We start from the raw sequence: 23375 nt of genomic DNA, 5'->3' as shown, positions 1-23375 counted from the left end.
TCGTCCACCCCGACGACCACGAAGAGACATCGACGGGTACCGGCGAACCGCGCCCCCGCGAAGGACCCGACGACGCGCCGGCCCGTACCCCTCTGATGGTCTTCAGTGGACCTTCGGCGAGAGCTGCTCGGCGCCCCGCTCGGCCGCCTGCGCCGCCGGCCCCGCCAACGGCACCACCAGCGGGGTCCCGGCGGCCGGGTCGGTGACCACGAGCGCCCGCACCCCGAACACGTCCTCGACCAGCTCGGGGGTGAGGATCTCCGCCGGTGGCCCGGAGGCGACGATCCGGCCGTCCCGCATCGCGACCAGCCGGTGCGCGTACCGGGCGGCGAGGTTCAGGTCGTGCAGCACCATCACGACGGTGCGGCCCCGCTCCCGGTGCAGCCGGCCGACCAGGTCGAGCACGTCGAGCTGGTGGGCGAGGTCGAGGAACGTGGTCGGCTCGTCGAGCAGCAGCAGGTCGGTGCCCTGGGCCAGGGCCATCGAGATCCAGGCCCGCTGCCGCTGGCCGCCCGACAGGGTGTCCACGGGCCGGTCGGCGAGGTCGAGCATCCCGGTCCACTCCAGGGCCTCGGCCACCACGTCCTCGTCGTCGGCGCCCCACTGCCGGAACCAGGCCTGGTGCGGCTGCCGGCCCCGCATCACCAGGTCCGCGACGGTCAGCCCCTCGGGCGCCACCGGCGACTGGGGGAGCAGGCCCAGCGCCCGGGCGACCTGCCGGGTCGGGGTCTGGTGGATCAGCCGGCCGTCGAGCAGCACCTGGCCGGCCTGGGGGCGCAGCAGGCGGCTCAGCGCGCGCAGCAGGGTGGACTTGCCGCAGCCGTTCGGGCCCACGATGGCGGTGATCTCGCCGTCGGTGACGTCCAGGTCGAGGCCGTCGAGGACCGGCACGTCGCCGTAGGCCAGCCGCAGGCCCTGGGCGCGCAGCCGGGAGGAGTCGGTCATCACGAGGTCCTTCGGGTTCGGGTCAGCAGCCACAGCAGGTACGGCGCGCCGACGGCGGCGGTCACCAGCCCGGCGGGGAGTTCGTGCGGGGTGAGGGTGCGCGCGACCAAGTCGGCCGTGACCAGCAGGCACGCGCCGAGGACCGCCGACACCAGCGGGGGCGGCTTGGGCCCGCCGACCAGCCGGAGCGCGACCTGCGGGGTGAGGAACGCGACGAACCCGATCGGGCCGGCCGCGGCCGTGGCCGCCGCCGCGAGCCCCACGGCGGCGAGCAGCACCACGAGTTGGGCGCGTTGCAGGCGCACGCCGAGCCCCCGGGCCGTGTCGTCGCCGAACTGGAGCGCGCGGGTGGGGAACGAGGTGGCCAGCGCCAGCGGGACCAGCACGCACAGGCTCAACGCCAGCGGCCGGACCGACGACCAGTCCCGGTTGGACAGCGAGCCGTTCAGCCAGATGGTGGCCTTGGCGGCGTCCACGATCTCGGCCCGGACCAGCAGGTAGGACACCAGGCCGGACAGCACCTCGCCGACGGCCAGGCCGATCAGGATGAACCGGTGGCCGTGCACCCCGCGCCGCCAGGCCAGCGCGTACACGGCGACGGCGGCGGCCAGGGCCCCGAGCAGGGCGGCGACGGGTACGCTCACCGCCGCCCCGGCCCCACCCAGGACGACCACGGCGACCGCGCCGACGGACGCGCCCTGGGTGACGCCGAGGACGTCGGGGCTGGCCAGGGCGTTGCGCGCGACCGTCTGGGTGAGCGCGCCCGCGAGGCCGAGCGCGAGGCCGACCAGGGCGCCGGTGAGGACCCGGGGCAGCCGGAGGTCGAAGACCACGTACCGGTCCATCTTCGTGCCGCCGCCGAACAGCACGTCCACCACGTCGGCGGGGTGCATCGGGTAGTCCCCGTGCCCGATGCCGGCGACGGCGGCGGCGCACAGGCCCGCGAGGCCGAGCAGCCCGACCAGGACGGCCCGGAGCCGGACGAGCCCGGAGACCCGGCCGACCCGGACCGGCGCCAGCCCGGCGTGCGGCACCCGGCGGCGGGCGAGGGTCGTGGTCCCGGCGGCACCAGTGGTCGTGGCCGCGGGAGCGTCAGGGGTCGTGGTCACAGGCGCACCAGCCGGATCCGTCGGACGAGCACGATGAACAGCGGGGCCCCGAGCACGGCGAGCACGATGCCGGTCTGCAGCTCCGACGGCCGGGCGAGCAGCCGGCCGGCGATGTCGGCGGCGAGCAGCACGATCACCCCGAGCAGCGCCGAGTACGGCACCAGCCACCGGTGGTCGGGTCCGGTGAGGAACCGGGCGGCGTGCGGCACGACGAGCCCGAGGAACCCGATCGGCCCGCACGCGGCGGTGGCGGCCCCGGCGAGCAGCATCACGGCGAGCACCCCGACGACCCGGGCGGCCAGCACGTTGCGGCCCAGGGCCCGGGCGACGTCCTCGCCGAGCCCGAGCGCGTTGAGCGCGGGCGCGTTGGCCAGCGCCAGCACGAGCCCGACGGCGATGAACGGGGCGACCTGCGCGGCGATCCCCAGGTCGCGCCCCGACAGCGAACCGACCACCCAGAACCGGAACTGGTTCAGGCTGGCCTTGTCGCTGAGCAGGATCGCGGAGGTGAACGCCGCGAGCAGCGCGCTGAGCGCGAACCCGGCGAGCGTGATGGTCACCGGCGAGGGGCCGCCCTGGGGCCGGGCGGCGACGCCGAGGACGGCCACGCTGGCCAGCAGCGCCCCGCCGAACGCGAACCAGATGTGCCCGCCGAACGCGCCGACCCCGAAGAAGCTGATCCCGACCACCACGGCGAACGAGGCCCCGGCGGAGATGCCGAGCAGCCCGGGGTCGGCGAGCGGGTTGCGGGTGTGGCCCTGCATCAAAGCTCCGGCGACGCCGAGGGCGAGTCCGACGAGGACGCCGAGCACGGTGCGGGGCAGCCGCAGTTCCCGGACGATCGCGGTCGGGTCGCCGCCGTCGGGGGAGACGAGGGCGTGCCAGACGGCGGCCGGGCTGAGGTCCTCGGCGCCGAGGGCGAGGCTGAGGCAGACGGCGAGTGCGACGCCGGCCAGCAACGCGAGGAGGCCGCTGGTCCGGGCGCGCCGGCCCCGTCGGGCGGGCGCGGTCCGGGTCCGCGACACCACGGCGGGTGGCGGCATGAGGTCTCCTGTTCGGCCGTGAAGGATGGCTTAGGTTAGCCTAACCACATCGCCATTGCGCAGCACGGGGCCGTCCCTTAGGTTAGGCCTGCCTAACCTAACCTGTGAGGAACGTGAGTGCGTTGACGAGTACTGAACGGATCGCCCGTCGGGTGGGAATCCTGGGCGTCGCCCTGATGGTCGCGACCCTCGGCGCCGCGTGCGGCGGCAAGAGCGAGGACAAGGCCCAGGCCACCGGGGCGAAGTCGGCGGCCTACCCGGTGACGGTCGAGCACAAGCTCGGCAAGACGGTCATCGACAAGGCCCCGCAGCGGATCGTCACCCTGTCGGACGCGGACCTCGACGCCCTGCTGCTGCTCGGCATCCAGCCGGTCGGCATCGCCGAGTCCTCCGGCCCCGACGGGATCAGCCCGTGGGCCAAGCCGAAGATCACCGGCCAGCCGAAGGTGCTCAGCCCCGGCGACAACGGTTACAAGGTCGAGGAGGTCCTCGCCCTCAAGCCGGACCTGATCCTGGCCGGCGGCGACTACTACATCAAGGACCAGTACGACAAGTACGCCGGGCTGGTGCCGACCACCGCCTTCGAGAAGGGCAACTTCGAGGACGCCTGGCAGGTCACGTTGCGCCAGGTCGCCAGGGCCGTCGGCAAGGTGGACGAGGGCGAGAAGATCGTCAAGGACGTCGAAGCCAAGATCGCGAAGGTCAAGACCGATCATCCGGTACTGGTCGGCAGGAAGTTCGCCGTGTCCCAGGTCTGGGAGGCCGGCTCCGTGGGCGTGCTGCGCTCCAAGGACGACGCGGGCGTGAAGATGCTCAACGACTTCGGCATGGTCCTCGCCCCCGGCGTGGCCGCGCTGCCCGGTGAGGAGTTCGCCGCGCAGCTCAGCCTGGAGAAGGTGGGCGTGCTCGACACCGACGTGCTGCTCGTCTACTACACCGAGGACACGTTCAGGACGGCGCTGGAGGGCAACACCCTGTTCAAGAACCTGACCGTGGTGAAGCGCAACGCTTACCAGGTGCTGCGGCAGGAGCAGTTCTCCGCGCTGCGGACCGCGACCCCGCTGAGCGTGCCGTACCTGATCGACAACGTGGTGCCGGACCTGGTCAAGGTCGCCAAGGCCCCCTGATCCGCCCCGCCCGACGTCCAGGGGGACCGCTCTTCGGAGTGGTCCCCCTGACGCGTGCGTTCCGGGCCGGAGCCGCCGTCGTCGGTGCGATCGACATCCACTGTGGGCCGCTGCCACCTCGCCCGGGCCACGGATCGCGACGGTGCCGCGCCCCGTGGCGGGACCCGCCCGGGCGGCCCGACCTCGGCGGCCTGACCCGATCAGACCCCGGTCGCGGCCCGGCCGCTCATCGGCCGGACCCCCGAACGGACCGTGGCCCCCTTCCCGGTCGGGAAAGGGGGCCACGGCCGGTGTCGCTCAGCTCAGGCGTCGGGCCCGGGCCGCGCGGGCCAGGTCGTCGAGGACCTCCTCGGTGTCCGACCAGCCCAGACACGCGTCGGTCACGCTCCGCCCGTACACCAGGGGAAGGTTGTCGATCGGTTGGGCGCCCGCCTCCAGGAAGGACTCCACCATCACGCCCGCGATCCCCGCCGACCCGCCGGCCACCTGCCCGGCCAGGTCGGCCAGGACGACCCGCTGCCGGTGGTGGTCCTTGCCGCTGTTGCCGTGCGAGGCGTCCACCACCACCCGGCGGGGCAGCCCGGCGGCGTCCAGCAGGTCCAGGGCCCGGCCGACCGAGTCCGCGTCGTAGTTCGGGCCGGTCGCGTCGCCGCCGCGCAGGATGACGTGCCCGTGCGGGTTGCCGCCGCTGCGCACCACGGTCGGTTCGCCGTCGTCGCCCATCGCCGGGAACACGTGCCCCGACCCGGCGGCCTGCACGGCCTGCACCGCGCCCCGGACATCCCCCGAGGTGGGGTTCTTGAAGCCGACCGGCATCGGCAGCGCCGACGCGAGCAGCCGGTGCGGCTGACTCTGCACGGTGCGTGCGCCGATCGCGCCCCAGGACACCAGGTCCGACAGGTAGCCGGCGAGCATCGGGTCCACGAACTCGTAGGCGAGCGGGACCCCGGCCGCCGACGCCCCGGCGAGGAACCGGCGGGCGGTGCTCAGCCCCGCGTCGAGGTCGCCGGAGCCGTCCAGGCCGGGGTCGTTGACCATGCCTGTCCAGCCGACCACGGTCCGCGGCTTCTCCAGATAGGCCCGCATCACGACCAGAAGATCCGCTTCGACGGTACGGGCGTGCGCGGCCAGCCGCCGGGCGTACTCGGTCCCCGCGTCCGGATCGTGCACCGAACACGGCCCGACGACGACGAGCAGCCGCCGGTCGCGCCCGTCGAGCACGGCGGCGATCGCGGCCCGCTGACCGGCGACCCCCTCGGGATCAGGGGCCGGGACCGCCGCCCGGAGCACGGCCGGGCTGACCAGGCGTTCGGCGGTGCTGGTCATGCCAGCAGCCTCGCCCAGCCGGCGAGCGTGGGCTGGTCGGCGAGGTCGAGGAACGTGACGTGGTGGCCGTCGGCCCGCCACACCTCCATCAGGGACATCAGCCGGATCGAGTCCAGGCCGGCGTCGATCAGGCTCTCGTCGTCCCCGGGCGTCTCGCCCAGCACGTCGCTGACCTGGGTTCGGAGTTCGTCGAGGGTCATCCGGTCAGCTCCTTGGCGGTGACGACCCGGGCGCAGCGCCCGGCGAGGTAGGCGAGCGCGTCGCGGTGGTGCCCGGCGGAGAAGTCGGCGATCCCGTCGGCGACCACGAACACCTGGATGTCGCGCATGAACGCGTCCACGGCCGTGGCTTGCACCCCGATGTGCCCGTAGATCCCGGTGACGACCAGCTGGTCGCGGTCCCCGAGCAGCTCGGCCAGCTCCGTGCGGACGAACGCGCTGTACCGCCACTTGGTCAGCACCGTGTCCCCGGGCGCGGGCGCCAGGCCGGCCGGGACCGAGACGTCCCCGGTCGGCCCCGGTCCCCAGAAGTCGGTGAGCAGCCGGCGCTCGGCGGGATCCTGGTCGGCGGGCTGCGCGGTGAACACGGTCGGCAGCCCGAGGGCGCGCAGCTCGTTGATGGTGTCGACGACCTGCGGGATCGGGTCCCCGGCGTACGGGGCCAGGAAGTAGTTCTGCATGTCGTGCACGAGCAGCACGGCCCGGTCGGGGTCGAAGGTCCAGCCGACCCGGTTGGCCGGCAGGTCACCTGCCGTGGGCAGCGGGTACGGGGCGATGGCGGGCAGTGCCACTATGCGTCTTCCCATCTCAGTCGGAGTGCCTTCTTGTCCACCTTGCCGACCGGGGTGAGCGGGAACGCGTCGAGGAACTCGACCCGGTCGGGAACCTTGAACGCGGCGAGGCCCTGGTCGCGGACGTGCGCGCGCAGCACGGCACCCCGCACCGGCTCGCGCGCGATGACGTACGCGCAGCTGCGCTCGCCCAGCAGCGGGTCGGGCATGGCCACTACGGCCGCGTCGAGGACCGCCGGGTGCGCCAGGAGCAGGTTCTCCACCTCCTCGGCGGCCACCTTCTCCCCGCCCCGGTTGATCTGGTCCTTGTCCCGGCCCTCGACCACGACGTAGCCGCCGTCGGTGAGGCGCACCAGGTCACCGGTGCGGTAGAAGCCGTCCCGGGTGAACGCGCGGGCGTTGTGGGCGTCGGCCCGGTAGTACCCCCGGATGGTGTAGGGGCCCCGGGTCAGCAGGTGGCCGACCTCGCCGGGCCACACGGGCTCGTCGTCCTCGTCGACGACCCGCAGCTCGTCGTCGGGGGAGATCGGCCGCCCCTGGGTACCCGTCACGATGTCCTCCGGGTCGTCCAGGCGGGTGTAGTTGACCAGGCCCTCGGCCATGCCGAACACCTGCTGCACCGCGCAGCCCAGCGCAGGGCCGACCCGGCGCGCGGCCTCGGCGCTGAACTTCGCGCCCCCGACCTGCAACACCTCCAGGCTCGACAGGTCGTAGTCCGCCCGGGCCGCCGAGTCCGTCCAGATGATCGCCAGCGGCGGGACGACCCCGGTGATGGTGACCCGCTCGCGTTCGATCAGGCCGAACGCGGTGTCCGGGTCGGCCCGGGGCGCGAGCACGATCCGGGAGCCGGCGTGCAGCGCGCCCAGCACGCCGGGGGAGGACAGCGGGTAGTTGTGCGCCACGGGCAGCGCGACCAGGTACACGCTGTCCGTGGTGAGCCCGCAGATGTCGGCGCTGGCCCGCACGCTGTACAGGTAGTCGTCGTGGGTGCGCGGGATGAGTTTGGGCACCCCGGTGCTGCCGCCGGAAAGTTGGAGGAACGCCAGGTCCCCGGCCGCCGGGCCGTCGAGGGGGACCGGCTCGTCGTAGAGGTCCGCGAGCGCCGTGTGCGGGCCGGGCTCGCCGACGACGATCGTGGGCACGCCGCCGCCGAGGTCGCGGTGGTCGAAGCCCTCGTGGCTGTCCACGGTGACGAACGCCCGGGCCTCGGCGTGCGCGCAGAAGTAGCCGATCTCGGTCGCCCGGTGCACCGGCAGCGCGAACACCGGCAGCGCCCCGATCCGGAACAGCGCGAACACGACATCGAAGAACTCCAGGACATTCGGCAGCTGGACGACGACCCGGTCGCCCCGCGCGATCCCGAACCGCACCAGCCCGGCGGCGAGCCGGTCGGCCCGCGCGTCGAGTTCGGCGTAGCTGGTCCGGCGCGCGCCGTCCACCACGGCGGTGCGGGCCCCGAACCTGGCCGCCCGCGCGCGGAGGAAGTCCCCGAGCGTCTCGCCGAGCCAGTAGCCCTTCTCCCGGTACCGGGCGGCGGCGTCCTCAGGCCACATCGGACAGCCCTTCCAGCGCGGTGTCCACGCCGAGCGCGGCGAGCAGGGTGCCGAACTTGGCGGCGGTCTCGGCGAGCTCGGCCATCGGGTCGGAGTCGGCGACGACGCCGGCCCCGGCGTACACGGTGAGCGTCCCGCCCTCGGCCACCCCGCACCGGATGGTGACGACCCACTCGCCGTCGCCCCGGGCGTCCGCCCAGCCGACCATGCCGGTGTAGAAGCCCCGGTCGAACGGTTCCAGGTCCGCGATCAGCGCGCGGGCCGCCGCCGTGGGCGCGCCGCACACGGCCGGGGTGGGGTGCAGCGCGACGGCGAGTTCGGTGGCGGACCGGTCGGTGCGGCCGGTGATCCGGGTGGACAGGTGCCACATCGCGGCGGTCCGCACCAGGCTCGGCGCGGCCGGCACGTCCAGGTCCGCGCACAGCGGGCCGAGGGCGGCGGCCACGGCGTCGACCACCACCTTGTGCTCGTGCCGGTCCTTCTCGGAGTTGATCAGGGCCCGGGCCCGGCGCGCGTCCTCGGCAGGGTTGACGGCCCGGGGCGCGGAACCGGCGAGCGGGTTGGCCACCACGGCACCGTCGCGCCGGGACACCAGCAGCTCCGGGCTGGCCCCGACGAGGGTCCGGCCGGCGCCGAGGTCCGCCGCGAAGCTGTACCCGGTCGGGTCGCGGCGGGCCAGGGCGCCGAGCAGCCCGGGCACCCGCACCGGCACGGGGGAGGTCAGGCGCAGCGAGCGGGCCAGCACCACCTTGTCGAGGTCCCCGGCGCGCAACCGGCGCACGGCGTCGGCGACGGCGGCCGCGTACGACTCGGGGGCCGGCACCGGGGTGACCGTCCACCTCGTGTCCCCGCCGACCAGGCCCAGCCCGGCCGGCACGGTGCCGCCCCGGAGCACCCGCTCGGGCACCACCAGCCGGGCGGCCGCGTCGTGGTCGAACGGCACCGCGCCCACCACCACGGGATCGGGGTGCCCGCTCGCCGCCGCGAGGTCCAGGACGGCGGCGAGCCGGCCCGGCAGGTCCGCCAGGCCGGCGGGGCGCAGCGAGTGCGGCACGGTCACGTGCGTGCCCTCGGTGAGCAGCGAGCCCGAGGGTGAGGCGAAGAAGAACGCGCCCTCCCGGTACCGGGCGAGCAGCTCCGCCGCCCCGGGTGCGGTCAACGTCGTCACAGCAGAACTCCTTAGCAGCGGATCCGGTCAGGCACGCAGGGTCGCGCCGCCGTCGACGTACAGGTCGTGCATCGTGATGTGCCGGGCCGCGTCGGACGCCAGGAACAGCACCGCGTCGGCCACGTCGGACGGTGCGGCGATCCGGCCGAGCGGGATGCCCACCCGGTACGTCCCCAGGTCGCCGGCCACGACGGCGTCGGCCCCGTGCTCGTCGGCCCACAGGTCGCGCTGCATCCGGGTGTCCGTGGAGCCCGGAGCGACGACGTTGCACCGGATCCCGTGCCCGGCGAGTTCGAGGCCGAGGCACTTGGTGAACATGGCGGCGGCGGCCTTGGAGGCGGCGTACGCGGCCATCCCCGCGCGGGGCACCCCGGCCGCGTTGGAGGCCACGGTCACGATCGCCCCGGAGCGGCGGGCGACCATCCGGCGCGCGGCGGACCGGCAGGCGTGGAACACCCCGGTGGCGTTGACGGCGAACGTGGCGGCCCAGTCCTCGTCGGAGCAGTCGACCACCCGGCCCGGGCGGAGCACGCCGGCCACGTTGACCAGGATGTCCAGGGGGCCGTGCGCGGCCTCGCCGGCCACGAAGGCGGCCTCCACGGCGGCCGGGTCCGCGACGTCGGCCACGTGGGTCCGCAACCCCGGGCCCAGCTCGTCGGCGAGGGCGCCCAGCGCGGCCGGGTCGACGTCGGTGGCCGTGACGCGCGCCCCGGAACCGAGGAGGGCGCGGGCGACGGCGGCGCCGATGCCGTGGCCCGCCCCGGTCACCAGGGCGTGCCGGTCGCTGATTCCTGGGTGCATGGCTGTTCCGTCCTGCCGTGGGGTGCTCGGCGACGTCCACGCGGGACCGACGGCCGGTCGGGCCGTGTGGTTAGGCTAGCCTTGCCTAACGGTGCGCCGTCAAGGGGTCGGTTCGCCGAGTTGATCACCGTCCGGCCGGGCTGCGGGATCACCGGGTGAGATTGCGGCGATTTATCCGCACGACTCGGACTTCTCCGCCCGGTATGAGTTGGGCCACGTCACAGTCGGGTTTCGGCAGGGTCAGGGTCGGGTTGCCGCGAGCCGCCGGAACCCGTGCGGGACAACGGATCCGGGTACGGCGGCGGGCGGGGTGCCCGAGGGATCGGACGGCCGCCCGGCCCGCCTAGCCCAGCGGCGGCACGCCCAGCTCCTGGGCCAGCACCGCCGCCTGTACCCGGCTGCGCAGCCCGAGCTTGGCCAGGACCCGGCTGACGTGCACCTTCGTCGTCGCCTCCGTGATCGACAGCCGCGCGCCCAGGTCGGCGTTGGACAGCCCGCCGGCCAGCCCGGCCAGTACCTCGCGCTCCCGGGCCGTCAGGGCGTCGAGCACCGTGGACGGCGGGGGAGCCGCGCGCCGGGCGAAGGCCGCGATCAGGGTCCGGGTCACCTGCGGGTCGATCAGGCCCTCGCCGCGCGCCACGAGCCGGACGGCGCCGATCAGCCCGGCCGCGTCGGTGTCCTTGAGCAGGAACCCGGCCGCGCCGGCCCGCAGCGCGCCGAACACGTACTCGTCGAGGTCGAACGTCGTCAGCACCAGCACGTCGGCGATCCCGACGAGCCGGCGGGTCGCGGCGATCCCGTCGAGCACGGGCATCCGGACGTCCATCACCACCACGTCGGGGGCGAGCCGGGTGGCCAGCGCCACGGCCTGCTCCCCGTCGCCGGCCTCGCCCACCACCTCGATGTCGGGCGCGGCGGACAGCACCAGGGCCAGGCCCGCGCGCACCGCCGGCTGGTCGTCGGCGAGCACGACCCGGATCACGCCGGATCCGCCGGCAGCCGCACCCGCGCCGGCCGTCCCGGTCGCCCCCGTCGCCCCGGTCACGTCGGAAACTCCACCAGCACCCGCCACGCGTCCCCCTCCGGTCCCGCCGCGAACGCCGCCCCCAGCAGCGACGCCCGTTCGCGCATGCCGACGAGGCCCGCGCCCCCGGACGGTACCCCGGCCGACGCGCCGAGCGGATTGGTCACCTCGACCCGCACCGCGTCCGGCAGGTACGTCACGGCGACCGTCGCGGGGGCCGACCCGGCGTGCTTGAGCGCGTTGGTCAGGGACTCCTGCACGATCCGGTACGCGGCGAACTCCACGGTCACCGGCAGTCGGCGCGCCGTCCCCTCGGCGCGCAGGGTCCCGCCCGCCCGGTCGACGAGCGCGGGCAGGCCGTCGAGCCCCGGCACGACCAGGTCGCCGGGTTCCTCGCGCAGCACCGCCACGAGCTGGCGCATCTCGGCGAGCCCGGCCACGGCGTTCTCCCGCACCACCCCGAGCGCCCTGCGGGTCGCCTCCGTGTTCTCCGGGGGCAGGGCCAGGCCCCCGGTGGCGTGCAGGGCGATGACGGACAGGTGGTTGGCGACGACGTCGTGCAGCTCGCGGGCCATCCGGGACCGTTCGGCGTGCACGGCGTGCCGGTGGTCGAGTTCCGCCAGCCGGGCCACCTGCGCGGTGCGTTCCCGTTCGGCGGCGGCCTCGGCGCGGTGCTGGCGGACGATCTGCCCCGTCTCCACCGGCACGACCAGGACCAGGGCCGAGGTCACCCCGACCACGGCGGCCCGCAGCTCCCCGGTGACGGCCACCGCCACGACGGCCGCGCCGGCGGCCACGACCACCCCCGCCCAGAGCAGGATCCGGGGCAGCCGGCGCGGGCCGTGCACGGTCGCGTCGTAGAGCACCTGGGTGAAGGCGAGCACCGTGGCCAGCGACGGGCCGAGCGCCTGGTCGGCGGCCACCGCGACGGTCCCCAGCAGCACGGCCGGCACCGGGGCGGCCCGGCCCAGGGCGACCGCCACGACCATCGCGGCCAGCGGCACCAGGAGCAGCCAGGCGGGATCGGTGCGGCCGTCGTAGGCGCCGGACGCCCACAGCGCCGTGCCGACCACCGCCACGGTCGCCGCGGTCCACAGATCACGCCTCTTCACGACCCACACACTAGGGGTACGCCGAAGGATGTACCCCGGGTTCACCACGCCGGGGGAGGCCCCGGGCGCCCCGCGTACCGAGAATAGGATCATGGTTCTCGCGTTTCTCGCCATCGGCGAGGTGCTGTTCGTGGTGTCCCTGCTCAGCGGGCTCGTGGTCCGCTACGTGTTCCGGATGCCCCGCACCGGCGCCGCCCTGCTCCTCGCCGCCCCCGTGATCGACCTCGGGCTGCTGACCGCCACGGCCGTCGACCTGCACGGTGGCGGCAAGGCCGGCTGGCAGCACGGCCTGGCGGCGGTGTACCTGGGCTTCTCCGTCGCCTTCGGGCACTCGATGGTCCGCTGGGCCGACCAGCGCTTCGCGTACCGGTTCGCCGGCGGTCCGCCCCCGGTGAAGCCCCCGAGGTACGGCACCGGCCGGGCCCTGTACGAGTGGCGCGAGTTCGCCAAGCTGGCCCTCGCCTGCGGGATCGCCGCCGGACTCCTGGCCCTGGCCATCGGCTACGTCGGGGACGCCTCCCGGACGGCGGCGCTGAGCGCGTGGCTGGGCAAGATGGGCGTGGTGGCCGCGATCGGGTTCGTGTGGGCGGCGAGCTACACCGTCTTCCCGAAGCGGGAACGCCGCTGACGGCGGCGCCCGGTGCCGCCGGGGCACCCACCCGCGCCGGGCACCGACCCGCGCGAGGCCCTTGCTCCCGCCGGAGCACCACCCGTGCCGGAGCCCCCACCGGCCCCGGGCGCGTCCCCCTTCCCCGCCCGCCCACCCCGGTGCACGATGGTCCGATGACGTTGCAGAACCGGGTCGCCCCCACCGGCGAGATCCTCGCCGTCGACGCCCGGGGCCTGCTGACCGGCAACCGGGGCTGCCTGCACGGCCCCGACCGCCGGCTCGGCGTGACCCGCTGGCGGTCGAAGCTCTGGATCTGCTGCGTCCTGGAGTGGCGGGGCTGGCGGCGCGACCCGATGCCGCCCGGCCGGTGGACGGCCCTGTTCTTCCTCGACGAGGCCACCGCCCTCGCCGCCGGCCACCGCCCGTGCGCCTACTGCCGCCGCGCCGAGTACACCTCCTACGCCGAACTCTGGCGCAGCGCCGAGGGCCTGGCCGCCCCGCCGAAGGCGGTCGAGATGGACGCGCGGCTGCACGCGGAACGGGTCGAGCCGCGCACCCGCCGGCAGCGGACCCGGGGCGCGGCCTTCGGGACGCTGCCGGACGGGGTGCTCGTCCGCCGGCACGACCGGGTGGGACTGGTCGCGGCCGGCCGGTTCGCCCCGTGGACCTTCGACGGGTACCTGCCGGCGGAGCCCGTGCCGTCCGCCGAGCCGGTGGAGGTGCTCACCCCGCCGGTGACCACGGCCGTCCTCGCCGCCGGCTACCGGCCGCTCCTGCACCCGACCGCCCAGGCCTGACCGGCCCCGGGTTTCCGGGCGCCGTGAGCGGGTACGTCGCATAGGCTCGGTGTGTCGGCGCGGCGGGAGGACTTCGATGCCAGGGAGCGACCCCGCGAATCCGGAGCTGGTCGGCCTGCCCGCCCACATCCGGGTCTGCCTGTTCGACCTCGACGGCGTGCTGACCATGACCGCGACGGTGCACGCGGCGGCCTGGAAGGACCTCTTCGACGGGTACCTGGCCGAGCGCGCCCGCACCACCGGCGAACCGTTCGTGCCCTTCGACCCCGTCGCCGACTACGACCGGTACGTGGACGGCCGGATCCGCGCCGACGGCACCCGCGCGTTCCTCGCCTCCCGGGGCGTCACCCTCGACGAGGAGCAGGTCCGCGCGCTCGGCGACCGCAAGAACGACCTGGTCCTGCGCCGGCTGCGCACCGACGGCGTGACCGCGTACGAGGGCTCGGTGCGCTACGCGCGCGCGGTCCGCGCCGCCGGCCTGCGCACTGCCGTCGTGTCGGCGAGCACGAACTGCCGCGACGTCCTGGCGGCGGCGGGCATCACCGACCTGTTCGACGCGCGGATCGACGGCGTGGTCGCGGCGGAACGCGGCCTGGCGGGCAAACCCGCGCCGGACACGTACCTGGAGGGCGCGCGGGAGCTGGGCGTGGCCCCGCACGCGGCGGCTGTGTTCGAGGACGCCCTCGCCGGGGTCCAAGCGGGCCGGGCCGGGGCGTTCGGCTACGTCGTCGGGGTGGACCGGGTCGGGCAGGGCGCCGACCTGCGCGCCGCCGGGGCCGACACCGTCGTGACCGACCTCGCCGGGCTGCTGCCGTCATGATCGAGCAACCCGGCTACCAGGTCGAACCGTGGCGGCTGCGCGAGACCGGCCTGGACCTGAACGTCCTGGCCCAGTCCGAATCCGTGTTCGCCCTGGCCAACGGGCACATCGGCTGGCGGGCGAACCTGGAGGAGGGCGAGCCGCACGCGCTGCCCGGCAGTTACCTCAACGGCGTGCACGAGTCCCGCCCGCTGCCGTACGCGGAGGCCGGCTACGGCTATCCCGAGGCGGGCGACACCGTCCTGAACGTCACCAACGGCAAGCTGATCCGGCTGCTCGTCGACGACGAACCCTTCGACATCCGGTACGGCGAGCTGCGCGAGCACGAACGCTGCCTCGACTTCCGGGCCGGCACCCTGACCCGGACCGCCGAGTGGACGTCCCCCGCCGGCCGCACCGTGCGGGTCCGCGCGACCCGGGTGGTGTCGTTCACCCAGCGCGCCGTGGCGGCGGTCCGCTACGAGGTCGAGGCGCTCGGCGGCCCGGCCCGGATCGTCGTGCAGTCCGAACTGGTCGCCAACGAGGAGATGCCGGCCGCCGTGGCCGACCCCCGGGCCGCCGCCGTCCTGCGCGACCCGCTGCGGCCGGAGGAGCACACCCACGACGGCGCGCGGGCCGTCCTGGCGCACCGGACCCGCAACACGGACCTGCTCGTCGTCGCGGGCATGGACCACGTGGTCGAGGAGCCGGCCGACCTGGCCACCAGTACCGACAGCCGGCCCGATCTCGGCCGGTGGACCGCGACCGCCCTGCTCCAGCCGGGGGAGCGCCTGACGTTCACCAAGTTCGTCGCCTACGGCTGGTCCCGGGTCCGCTCGCTGCCCGGTGTGCGGGGTCAGGTGGAGGCGGCGCTGGTGGCGGCCGTCCGGATCGGCTGGGACCGGCTGCTGGCCGAGCAGCGCGGGTACCTCGACGACTTCTGGGAGCGGGCCGACGTCGAGGTGCACGGCGACGACGAGATCCAGCAGGCCGTGCGGTTCGCGCTGTTCCACCTGCTGCAGGCCGGGGCGCGCGGGGAGGGCCGGGCCATCGCCGCCAAGGGCCTGACCGGTCCCGGCTACGACGGGCACGCCTTCTGGGACACCGAGATGTTCGTGCTGCCCGTCCTCGACTACGCGGTGCCCCAGGCCGCCCGGCACGCCCTCCAGTGGCGGCACGACACCCTGCACCTGGCCGAGGAACGCGCCGCCCAGCTCGGCCTGCGCGGCGCCGTGTTCCCGTGGCGCACCATCGCCGGCCGGGAGTGCTCCGCGTACTGGCCCGCCGGCACCGCCGCCTTCCACCTGGGCGCCGACATCGCCGCCGCCGTGATCCGGCACTGCGACGTGACCGGGGACCGGGAGTTCGCGCACGGCGCCGGGTTCGACCTGCTGGTGGCCACCGCCCGGATGTGGCGCTCCCTGGGCTGCCACGACGCGCGCGGCCGGTTCCGGATCGACGGGGTGACCGGGCCGGACGAGTACAGCGCCGTGGCCGACAACAACGTGTACACCAACCTGATGGCCCGCCAGAACCTGCTCGCCGCCGCCGACGGGGTGGCCAGCCACCCGTCGCGCGCCGCCGACCTGGGCGTCGACGCGGCGGAGGCCGACGCCTGGCGCGCGGCGGCGGAGACGATGACCGTGCCGTACGACGAGGCGCTGGGCGTGCACCCGCAGTCCGAGGGCTTCACCGGGCACCAGGCGTTCGACTTCGCGGCGTTCGGCGCGGAGCGCTACCCGTTGCTGCTGCACGTGCCGTACTTCGACCTGTACCGCAAACAGGTCGTCAAACAGGCCGATCTGGTACTGGCCATGCAGCTGTTCCCCGCGGCGTTCACCGCCGCCCAGAAGGCCCGCAACTTCGCCTACTACGAGGCCCTGACCGTGCGCGACTCCTCCCTGTCGGCGTGCACCCAGGCCGTGCTGGCCGCCGAGACCGGCCACCTCGACCTCGCCTACGACTACCTGGGCGAGGCCGCGCTGATGGACCTCGACGACCTGGAGCACAACACCCGCGACGGCCTGCACATGGCGTCCCTGGCCGGCAGCTGGATCGCGCTGGTCGCCGGGTTCGGCGGCCTCCGCCAGGTCGGCCCCGTACCGAGCTTCGCGCCCCGGCTGCCCGCCGCCCTGACCCGCCTGGCGTTCACGCTCTCGCTCGGGAAGCGCCGGCTGCACGTCGACATCGGACCCGACGCGGCGACCTACACCCTGCGCGCCGGGGAGGCCGTCGAACTGCGCCACCACGGCGAGACCGTGGACCTGCGCGCGGGGGAGCCCCGCACCCTGCCCGTGCCGGGGATCCCGACGCCGGCCCCGGTGCGCCAGCCCGCCGGCCGGACCCCCGCCGCCCGGCACGCCCGGGGCTAGGCGGTTTGTCCTGTTAAGGACATAACGGGATGGACATTCTTGTACGAGTGCTATTGCCATTCAAGTGCCGCAATGAACATTTCTTGCCGAGTACACGAAGAATGGCTTTTTTCCATAAAGGATCCCGATACGTCATGGCTGTGTAAAGCTGTTTCGGTAACACCCACCTGTTATTCCAACGTGATCGTGGAAGGTGTAACTGTCATGAAGCGGTGGATCAGCAAGGGTATCGGCGTCGCGATGTTGTCAGCGGCCATTGTGGGCGCTGGCGCGGTCCCGGCCCACGCGGCGGACCACAGCCCCGAGGGCGCGGGCGTGTGGCAGATCTCGATCGGCAACCACGGCGTCGGCAACGGCAACCAGTTCTACTTCGTCGTGCAGGCGCCGATCAACGTGTGCGGGATCGGCGTGGGCATCCTCGGCCTGGGCCTCGGCGCGGGCGCGTGCAGCAACGGAGCCTGGAACAACGTCGACTTCTAGGCCGGCCGGCGGGCGGGTCTCACAAGAGGCTCACCTTCCGGGGTTCCGCCACACGGGCATCCCGCGCGTGGACGGATCCGGATAACCTGGAACTCGCTCCGGCGGAATGTCGGAAACGTGAGCCCCGGTGCGCTCAGGCGCACCGGGGCTCCCTCATCCCATGGGGGTCCACTATGGACATACAAGACGTGGTGCGGGAACTCCTCTCCCCGGCCGGCTGCGACGACCCGTTCCCGCTGTACTCGGCCCTGCACGCGCACGGCCCCGTCGCCGCGGTCGGCCCCGACGCGCACCCGTCGGTCCGCGCGCTCGTGCACGGCCACGCGGCCGTCAACGAGGTGCTCCGCGACCCCCGGTTCCGCAACTCCGACGCGACCCGGCTCGACCGGCTCCAGCCCGGCTGGCGCGACCACGACCTGCTCACCACCCTCACCGGCTCGATGATGTTCGCCAACGGGCCGGGACACACCCGGTTCCGCAGGCTCTTCCAGTCGGTGTTCACCCCCCGGCGGGTCGCCGACCTCGAACCGGCCATCGCCGACCTGGTCGACACCGTCTGCGACCGGATGGCCAGGAACGCCGCCGACGGCGCCACGCTGGACCTCATGACCGAGTTCGCCTACCGGGTACCCGCCGGAGTCGTCGGCCGGCTGTTCGGCATCCCCGAACGGCACTGGGACCAGATCCCGCCCCGCGCCAACCTGATCAACGACGCGCTCAGCCCGCGCGGCCACGACCCGGTGGTGTTCTCCGCCGCCAACACCGCCGCCCGCGAACTCGTCGGCTACTACCTGGACCTCATCGAACAGCTCCGGAACGAACCCGACGGCGGGATCATCAGCGGCATCCTCGAACAGGGCGCCGCCGGCGGCCACGACGTCACCGACCTCGAACTCGCCCACAACCTGGTGGTCACCTACAACGCGGCGTTCGCCACCACCACGCCGATGATCGCGCACGGGTTGGTCCAGCTCCTGGCCCGGCCCGCGCACGCCGCCCGGCTCCGCGACGATCCGGCCACCGCGCCGGCGTACGTGGAGGAGATCCTGCGGTTCGTCAGCCCCGTGCAGTTCGTCAGCCGGGCCGTCGCCGAGGACGTGGAGTTCCACGGGGTGACGGTGCCCGCAGGGTACACGGCGCTGGTGCTGCTGGGCGCCGCGAACCGGGACCCGGCGCGGTTCGCCGACCCGGACGCGTTCGACCCCGACCGGCCCGACAACCACCCGATCAGCTTCGGGATCGGCCCGCACTACTGCCTCGGCGCGGCGCTGGCCCGCAGCGAGGGGGTGCTCGCGCTGCCCCGGCTCCTGCGGCGGTTCCCGGACCTGGCGATCGGGCCCGACCCGGTGCTCGACAACTCCCTCCTGATCCCCAGCTACCGCTCGCTACCGATCACCCTGGGCTGACCCGGGCGGGGCTCGCGCGGCGGAGACGGGCCGGGCCCCGCGACGGCCACCTGGGCCTCAGGGGCGGGTGCGTCGGGCCCCGTGCGGCCGGGCCGCGTCCGGATGTCGCCGAGCCGCAGGCGGCGCGGCCGCCTACCCGACCGGGCCGCCCCCGCCGGGTACCAGCTTCCGGGCGTAACTGAGTCCGGCGCGGCCGTCCACGACCAGCTCCCCGGTGGGGACGAACCCGTTGCGGGTCAGGACGGAGCGGGAGCCCGCGTTGTCGAGTGTGGTGACGGCCCGTAGCTCCGCCAGCCCGTACCCGTCGGCGGCCAGGGCGCACACCTCGCGGACGGCCGTCGTGGCCAGGCCCCGGCCGGCGGCCCGCTCGGCGATCCGGTAGCCGAGTTCGGCCGCGCCGTCGGCGATGTCGACCAGGTTCACCCGGCCCAGGACCGCGCCCGACCCGTCCACCAGCACGTGGAAGGCGATCAGCCCGTCGGCCTGCTCGGCCAGGAGCGCGGCGTGCCGCTCGTCGAACCGGGCGAAGTACCCGTCGCCCCGGTCGGGGATGGACGCGGCGAAGTACGCCCGGTTCGCGCGCTCGAAGGCGAGCAGCGCCGGGGCGTGGTCGGGGCGGAGCCGCTCGAGTTGGATCATGGGCGCACCGTACCCGTCGGAGGGTGTGTGGGTCCGGGAATTTCCGCCCGCCCGGGGCGCCGGTCAGGCCGGGTCGAGCAGCGGGATCCGGCCCGCGTCGACCAGGTCGAGGACCCGGGCCGCGCCGCCGAGCGCCGCCGCGCTGTGCCCGAGGGTGGACGCGGTCAGCACCGCCCCGCCCGCGTCCGGTGCGAGCACGCCCGACCCGAGTTCCGCGCGGGCGGCGGGGAGCAGCCAGGGGGCGAGGGGCACGTAGTACCCGCCGAGCACGATCTTCTCGGGGTTGAGGAGGTTCGCGAGCACCGACAGGCCGAGGCCCAGCCGGGTGCCGGACAGCTCCAGGGCGGCCAGCACCTGCCGGTCACCCGCCCCGGCCCGGGTCGCCAGGTCGTCCACGGCCGTCGTCAGGTGCTCCGGCGTCGGCGGCGGCCCGTCGCCCGCAGCCCCGATCAGCGCCGCCAGCCCCACCACGGACTCCAGACATCCGCGCCGCCCGCACCCGCACCGGGGGCCGTCCGGCACGACGGGCACGTGGCCGATCTCCCCCGAGTAGCCCCGGAAACCGCGCAGCGGCCGGCCCCCGGCGATGATGCCGGCGCCGATGCCGACCTCGCCGGTCAGGTACACCAGGTCGGGGGTGCCGGCGTGCGGCCCGTAGCGGTGCTCGGCGGCCACGCCCAGGTTCGCGTCGTTGTCGACCAGCACGTCGACCGCGCCGCCGAGCGCCCGGTGCAGATCGGCGCGCAGGTCCACGTCGTGCCAGCCGAGGTTCGGCGCGACGCGCACGACGCCGGCCGCGTCGACCAGCCCCGGCACCCCGACCGTCACCCCCAGCACCCGCCGCCCGTCGGCGGACAGCCGCGCGACCACCCGCCGGGCCAGCGCGGCCAGCGCCGCCGTGCCCCGGGCCGGCCCGCCCGTGCCGTCGAAGGCCCGGCGCCAGGACAGCAGCCGCCGCCCGCCCACGTCGACCGCGACGGCCGCCAGGTAGTCGGCGTTGATCTCCATCCCGACCGCCGCGTAGGGGCTGCCGTCGACGACCAGCATCGTCGCCGGCCGGCCGATCCGGTTCTCCGTCACCCCGGTCTCGCGGAGCAGCCTGCGGTCGAGCAGATCGGTGACCAGACTGGAGACGGTGGCCTTGTTCAGCCCGGTCGCGGCGGCGATGTCGGCCCGGGAGCAGGGGGAGTGCGCGCGGACGAACCGCAGGACCACCACCAGGTTGGTCGTCCGGACATCGGCGACGTCGGCCGGCCGGGGCACGGACTGGTGGGTGATCACGGGCCCACTCTAGCGGCCGTTGACACCGACCAGCGCCCGACTTAAGTTGGGAGTCTAAACTAATTCGGAGGTCGTCATGGCACTGGAACCGACACCGGGGGACAAGTTCTCGTTCGGCCTGTGGACCGTCGGCTGGCAGGCCCGCGACCCGTTCGGCGACGCCACCCGCCCGGCCCTCGACCCGGCCGAGACCGTGCACCGCCTCGCCGACCTCGGCGCGTACGGGATCACGTTCCACGACGACGACCTCGTCCCGTTCGGCAGCACCGACGCCGACCGCTTCGGGCACATCGCCCGGTTCCGCAAGGCCCTCGACGCCACCGGCCTCGTCGTGCCGATGGCCACCACGAACCTGTTCACCCACCCGGTGTTCAAGGACGGCGCGCTGACCAGCAACGACCGCGGCGTCCGGCGGTACGCGCTCCGCAAGGTCATGCGCAACCTCGACCTCGCCGCCGAACTCGGCGCGCACACCTACGTGTTCTGGGGCGGCCGGGAGGGCTCGGAGACCGACGCGGCCAAGGACGTCGGGGCGGCCCTCGACCGGTACCGCGAGGCCCTCGACACCCTCGCCGCCTACACCGTCGAACGCGGCTACGGCATGCGGTTCGCCCTGGAACCCAAGCCCAACGAGCCGCGCGGCGACATCCTGCTGCCCACGATCGGGCACGCCCTGGCGTTCGCGTCGACCCTGGAACACCACGCGATGGTCGGCGTGAACCCGGAGGTCGGCCACGAGCAGATGGCCGGGCTGAATTTCGTGCACGGGGTGGCGCAGGCCCTCTGGCAGGGGAAACTGTTCCACATCGACCTCAACGGGCAGCGGGGGATCCGGTTCGACCAGGACCTGGTGTTCGGGCACGGGGATGTGTTGAGCGCGTTCTTCCTGGTGGATCTGTTGGAGCATGGGGGGCTGGGTGGGGCGGCGGTGCCGGTGTCTGTGCCTGGTGACGCTGGCGGGCCGGTCGGAACGCCCGCAGGCCAGGGCGGCGACGGCGTCGGCGTCACGTCGGGCGGCCCGGTCTACGACGGCCCCCGGCACTTCGACTACAAGCCCGGCCGCACCGAGGACACCGCCGGCGTCTGGGCCTCCGCCGCCGCCAACATGCGCACCTACCTCCTGCTCCGCGAACGCGCCCGCGCCTTCCGCGCCGACCCCGAGGTGCGCGCCGCCCTCGCCGCCAGCCGCGTCCCCGAACTGGCCGTCCCCACCCTCCACCCCGGCGAGACCGCCGCCGACCTGCTCGCCGACCGCACAGCCTGGGAGGACTTCGACCCGGACAAGACCGCACTCGGGGGGTACGCCTACACCCAGCTCGAACAGCTCGCCGTCGAACACCTGCTCGGCGCGCGATGACCCTCGTCGCCGGGGTCGACTCCTCCACCCAGTCCTGCAAGGTCCTCGTCGTGGACGCCGACACGGGGGCGGTGGTCCGGTCGGGCCGGGCCCCGCACCCGGACGGCACCGAGGTCCACCCAGACGCCTGGTGGGCGGCCCTGGACCGGGCGGTCCGCGCCGCCGGCGGCCTCGACGACTGCGCGGCGGTGGCCGTCGCCGCGCAGCAGCACGGCATGGTGTGCCTGGACGACTCCGGCGACGTGGTCCGCCCCGCGCTGCTGTGGAACGACACCCGGTCCGCCGACGCCGCCCGCGACCTGGTGGCCGAACTCGGCGGACCGGCCGCCTGGGCCGACGCCGTCGGCAGCGTGCCGGTCGCCTCGTTCACCGTCACGAAACTCCGCTGGCTCGCCGAACACGAACCCGCAGCGGCCCGCCGCACCGCCGCCGTCTGCCTGCCGCACGACTGGCTCACCTGGCGGCTCGGCGGCCGGGCGGAGCTCACCACGGACCGGGGCGACGCGAGCGGCACCGGGTACTACTCCGCCGCGACCGGCGGCTACCGGCCCGACCTGGTGGCCCTGGCTCTGGGGCACGTGCCGGCGCTGCCCCGGGTCCTGGGGCCGACGGGGTCCCCGGGGTATACGGGATCCGGGCCGTTCCCTCCCGAGTTCCTGCTCCGTCCCGGGATCCTGCTCGGCCCGGGCACCGGCGACAACGCGGCGGCGGCCCTGGGCCTGGGCGCCCGCCCCGGCGACGTAGTCGTCTCCATCGGCACGTCCGGCACCGCGTTCGCCGTCTCCGACACCCCGACCGCCGACCCGTCCGGGGCCGTCGCCGGGTTCGCCGACGCCACCGGCCGGCACTTGCCCCTGGTCTGCACCCTCAACGCCGCCAGGGTCCTCGACGCCGCAGGCACCCTCCTCGGTGTCGACCACACCACACTCTCCGACCTGGCGCTGTCCGCCCCACCCGGGGCCGGCGGCCTGGTCCTCGTCCCGTACCTCGAAGGCGAACGCACCCCCGACCGCCCGCACGCCACCGGCACCGTGCACGGCCTGACCCTGGCCACCGCCACCCCCGCGCACCTGGGCCGCGCCGCCGTCGAGGGCATGCTGTGCGGACTGGCCGACGCGCTCGACGCCCTGGTCGGGTGCGGGGTCCGGGTGGACCGGGTACTCCTGACCGGCGGCGGGGCGGCGTCCGAGGCGGTCCGCCGGATCGCTCCCGCCGTCCTCGGCCGGCCGGTCGTCGTGCCCACCCCGGGGGAGTACGTGGCGGTCGGCGCGGCCCGGCAGGCGGCGTGGACCCTGTCCGGGGCCCCGGCCGCACCGTCCTGGCCGGACCACGGCTCCCGGCACTACGAGGCGGACCCCACCCCGGACGTCCGGCACCGGTACGCGGGGGTCCGCGACCTCGGCTGACCCACCAGAATCCAACCCGGATCCCGGGCGACGCGTGCACGGAAGACCTGCAGGGACCCCCGTTCCAGCGGCACGAGAAGACCGAGGCCAGGGAACGCGTGTGAAATCCGGACCCGGGTTGCACAGGCAGACCGGGAGGTGTGCGGGACCGGGTGGCGTGGGCCGGCACGACGGCTTATGGGATCCCAACCCGGATGGAACGGAGGACTGGACGGCCGGCGCAGAATCCA

22 protein-coding genes are annotated in these 23375 nt (G+C 74.7%); 9 read left to right on the top strand and 13 right to left on the bottom strand.

What is annotated here, in order from left to right; genetic code table 11:
- Positions 1-102: 102 nt before the first annotated feature.
- From AB0M43_RS09805 to AB0M43_RS09795, 3 genes are read right to left on the bottom strand one after another with little or no spacing between them, the layout of a single operon-like run.
- Complete coding sequence (locus tag AB0M43_RS09805) at positions 103-945, bottom strand: ABC transporter ATP-binding protein (protein WP_363722871.1); 843 nt, start codon at positions 943-945, stop codon at positions 103-105.
- Positions 945-2054: an iron chelate uptake ABC transporter family permease subunit gene (locus AB0M43_RS09800; RefSeq protein ID WP_363722869.1), complete on the bottom strand. Its 1110-nt coding sequence runs from the start codon at positions 2052-2054 to the stop codon at positions 945-947. The genes AB0M43_RS09805 and AB0M43_RS09800 overlap by 1 nt, the downstream gene beginning before the upstream one ends.
- A complete protein-coding gene (locus AB0M43_RS09795; RefSeq protein WP_363722867.1) occupies positions 2051-3097 on the bottom strand; it encodes an iron ABC transporter permease in 1047 nt (348 codons plus the stop codon). The genes AB0M43_RS09800 and AB0M43_RS09795 overlap by 4 nt, the downstream gene beginning before the upstream one ends.
- A gap of 122 nt (positions 3098-3219) precedes the next feature.
- Here AB0M43_RS09795 and AB0M43_RS09790 point away from each other — a divergent pair, with 122 nt between their 5' ends.
- Complete coding sequence (locus AB0M43_RS09790) at positions 3220-4224, top strand: ABC transporter substrate-binding protein (RefSeq protein WP_363722865.1); 1005 nt, start codon at positions 3220-3222, stop codon at positions 4222-4224.
- A gap of 297 nt (positions 4225-4521) precedes the next feature.
- Here the strand turns inward: AB0M43_RS09790 and AB0M43_RS09785 are convergent, their stop codons facing one another.
- From AB0M43_RS09785 to AB0M43_RS09750, 8 genes are all read right to left on the bottom strand, one after another.
- Positions 4522-5550 carry a 3-deoxy-7-phosphoheptulonate synthase gene (locus AB0M43_RS09785; protein WP_363722863.1) on the bottom strand — a complete coding sequence of 343 codons (1029 nt, stop codon included), beginning with the start codon at positions 5548-5550 and terminating at the stop codon, positions 4522-4524.
- Positions 5547-5750, bottom strand: coding sequence for a phosphopantetheine-binding protein (locus AB0M43_RS09780; RefSeq protein ID WP_363722861.1), 204 nt, complete (start codon positions 5748-5750; stop codon positions 5547-5549). Before AB0M43_RS09780 ends, AB0M43_RS09785 begins: the two co-directional genes overlap by 4 nt.
- Positions 5747-6355, bottom strand: coding sequence for an isochorismatase family protein (locus AB0M43_RS09775; RefSeq protein ID WP_363722859.1), 609 nt, complete (start codon positions 6353-6355; stop codon positions 5747-5749). Before AB0M43_RS09775 ends, AB0M43_RS09780 begins: the two co-directional genes overlap by 4 nt.
- A complete protein-coding gene (locus tag AB0M43_RS09770) occupies positions 6340-7893 on the bottom strand; it encodes a (2,3-dihydroxybenzoyl)adenylate synthase (protein WP_363722857.1) in 1554 nt (517 codons plus the stop codon). Before AB0M43_RS09770 ends, AB0M43_RS09775 begins: the two co-directional genes overlap by 16 nt.
- Positions 7883-9061 (bottom strand): isochorismate synthase, encoded by a 1179-nt coding sequence (locus tag AB0M43_RS09765; RefSeq protein WP_363722855.1) that lies wholly within the window; start codon positions 9059-9061, stop codon positions 7883-7885. The genes AB0M43_RS09770 and AB0M43_RS09765 overlap by 11 nt, the downstream gene beginning before the upstream one ends.
- Positions 9062-9088: 27 nt before the next feature.
- Positions 9089-9862 carry a 2,3-dihydro-2,3-dihydroxybenzoate dehydrogenase gene (locus AB0M43_RS09760; protein ID WP_363722853.1) on the bottom strand — a complete coding sequence of 258 codons (774 nt, stop codon included), beginning with the start codon at positions 9860-9862 and terminating at the stop codon, positions 9089-9091.
- A gap of 343 nt (positions 9863-10205) precedes the next feature.
- Positions 10206-10844, bottom strand: coding sequence for a response regulator transcription factor (locus AB0M43_RS09755; RefSeq protein ID WP_363723336.1), 639 nt, complete (start codon positions 10842-10844; stop codon positions 10206-10208).
- A gap of 59 nt (positions 10845-10903) precedes the next feature.
- A complete protein-coding gene (locus AB0M43_RS09750; RefSeq protein ID WP_363722851.1) occupies positions 10904-11998 on the bottom strand; it encodes a histidine kinase in 1095 nt (364 codons plus the stop codon).
- A gap of 91 nt (positions 11999-12089) precedes the next feature.
- Here AB0M43_RS09750 and AB0M43_RS09745 point away from each other — a divergent pair, with 91 nt between their 5' ends.
- The 6 genes from AB0M43_RS09745 (at position 12090) to AB0M43_RS09720 (ending at position 18462) form a co-directional block, all read left to right on the top strand.
- Entirely contained in the window at positions 12090-12626 is a 537-nt protein-coding gene (locus AB0M43_RS09745) for a hypothetical protein (protein WP_363722849.1), read from the top strand.
- Positions 12627-12781: 155 nt separating this feature from the next.
- Positions 12782-13405, top strand: coding sequence for a hypothetical protein (locus AB0M43_RS09740; RefSeq protein WP_363722847.1), 624 nt, complete (start codon positions 12782-12784; stop codon positions 13403-13405).
- A gap of 106 nt (positions 13406-13511) precedes the next feature.
- Positions 13512-14225, top strand: coding sequence for a beta-phosphoglucomutase family hydrolase (locus AB0M43_RS09735; protein WP_363723334.1), 714 nt, complete (start codon positions 13512-13514; stop codon positions 14223-14225).
- A complete protein-coding gene (locus AB0M43_RS09730; RefSeq protein ID WP_363722845.1) occupies positions 14222-16576 on the top strand; it encodes a glycosyl hydrolase family 65 protein in 2355 nt (784 codons plus the stop codon). The genes AB0M43_RS09735 and AB0M43_RS09730 overlap by 4 nt, the downstream gene beginning before the upstream one ends.
- A 204-nt stretch (positions 16577-16780) precedes the next feature.
- Positions 16781-17056 (top strand): hypothetical protein, encoded by a 276-nt coding sequence (locus AB0M43_RS09725; RefSeq protein ID WP_363722843.1) that lies wholly within the window; start codon positions 16781-16783, stop codon positions 17054-17056.
- A gap of 173 nt (positions 17057-17229) precedes the next feature.
- Positions 17230-18462, top strand: coding sequence for a cytochrome P450 (locus tag AB0M43_RS09720; RefSeq protein WP_363722841.1), 1233 nt, complete (start codon positions 17230-17232; stop codon positions 18460-18462).
- A 132-nt stretch (positions 18463-18594) separates the two neighbouring features.
- Here the strand turns inward: AB0M43_RS09720 and AB0M43_RS09715 are convergent, their stop codons facing one another.
- A complete protein-coding gene (locus tag AB0M43_RS09715) occupies positions 18595-19101 on the bottom strand; it encodes a GNAT family N-acetyltransferase (protein WP_363722840.1) in 507 nt (168 codons plus the stop codon).
- A 63-nt stretch (positions 19102-19164) separates the two neighbouring features.
- Entirely contained in the window at positions 19165-20382 is a 1218-nt protein-coding gene (locus AB0M43_RS09710; RefSeq protein ID WP_363722838.1) for an ROK family transcriptional regulator, read from the bottom strand.
- Between the two features lie 76 nt (positions 20383-20458).
- Here AB0M43_RS09710 and xylA point away from each other — a divergent pair, with 76 nt between their 5' ends.
- Entirely contained in the window at positions 20459-21739 is a 1281-nt protein-coding gene (gene xylA / locus AB0M43_RS09705; protein ID WP_363722836.1) for a xylose isomerase, read from the top strand.
- Entirely contained in the window at positions 21736-23145 is a 1410-nt protein-coding gene (gene xylB, locus AB0M43_RS09700) for a xylulokinase (protein WP_363722834.1), read from the top strand. Before xylA ends, xylB begins: the two co-directional genes overlap by 4 nt.
- The last annotated feature ends 230 nt before the right edge of the window (positions 23146-23375 follow it).

This window comes from Longispora sp. NPDC051575 (assembly GCF_040681875.1).
Classification (GTDB): Bacteria; Actinomycetota; Actinomycetes; order Mycobacteriales; family Micromonosporaceae; genus Longispora.
The sequence above is the reverse complement of the archived record's forward strand: the minus strand, read 5'-3'. Positions and strand labels throughout refer to the sequence as shown.

Coding starts and splice junctions, on each gene's coding strand:
- AB0M43_RS09805 (WP_363722871.1), bottom strand. CDS start 945: ATGACCGACTCCTCCCGGCTGCGCGCCCAGGGCCTGCGGCTGGCCTAC.
- AB0M43_RS09795 (WP_363722867.1), bottom strand. CDS start 3,097: ATGCCGCCACCCGCCGTGGTGTCGCGGACCCGGACCGCGCCCGCCCGA.
- AB0M43_RS09785 (WP_363722863.1), bottom strand. CDS start 5,550: ATGACCAGCACCGCCGAACGCCTGGTCAGCCCGGCCGTGCTCCGGGCG.
- AB0M43_RS09780 (WP_363722861.1), bottom strand. CDS start 5,750: ATGACCCTCGACGAACTCCGAACCCAGGTCAGCGACGTGCTGGGCGAG.
- AB0M43_RS09775 (WP_363722859.1), bottom strand. CDS start 6,355: ATGGGAAGACGCATAGTGGCACTGCCCGCCATCGCCCCGTACCCGCTG.
- AB0M43_RS09770 (WP_363722857.1), bottom strand. CDS start 7,893: ATGTGGCCTGAGGACGCCGCCGCCCGGTACCGGGAGAAGGGCTACTGG.
- AB0M43_RS09760 (WP_363722853.1), bottom strand. CDS start 9,862: ATGCACCCAGGAATCAGCGACCGGCACGCCCTGGTGACCGGGGCGGGC.
- AB0M43_RS09745 (WP_363722849.1), top strand. CDS start 12,090: ATGGTTCTCGCGTTTCTCGCCATCGGCGAGGTGCTGTTCGTGGTGTCC.
- AB0M43_RS09740 (WP_363722847.1), top strand. CDS start 12,782: ATGACGTTGCAGAACCGGGTCGCCCCCACCGGCGAGATCCTCGCCGTC.
- AB0M43_RS09730 (WP_363722845.1), top strand. CDS start 14,222: ATGATCGAGCAACCCGGCTACCAGGTCGAACCGTGGCGGCTGCGCGAG.
- AB0M43_RS09725 (WP_363722843.1), top strand. CDS start 16,781: ATGAAGCGGTGGATCAGCAAGGGTATCGGCGTCGCGATGTTGTCAGCG.
- AB0M43_RS09720 (WP_363722841.1), top strand. CDS start 17,230: ATGGACATACAAGACGTGGTGCGGGAACTCCTCTCCCCGGCCGGCTGC.
- AB0M43_RS09715 (WP_363722840.1), bottom strand. CDS start 19,101: ATGATCCAACTCGAGCGGCTCCGCCCCGACCACGCCCCGGCGCTGCTC.
- xylA (WP_363722836.1), top strand. CDS start 20,459: ATGGCACTGGAACCGACACCGGGGGACAAGTTCTCGTTCGGCCTGTGG.
- xylB (WP_363722834.1), top strand. CDS start 21,736: ATGACCCTCGTCGCCGGGGTCGACTCCTCCACCCAGTCCTGCAAGGTC.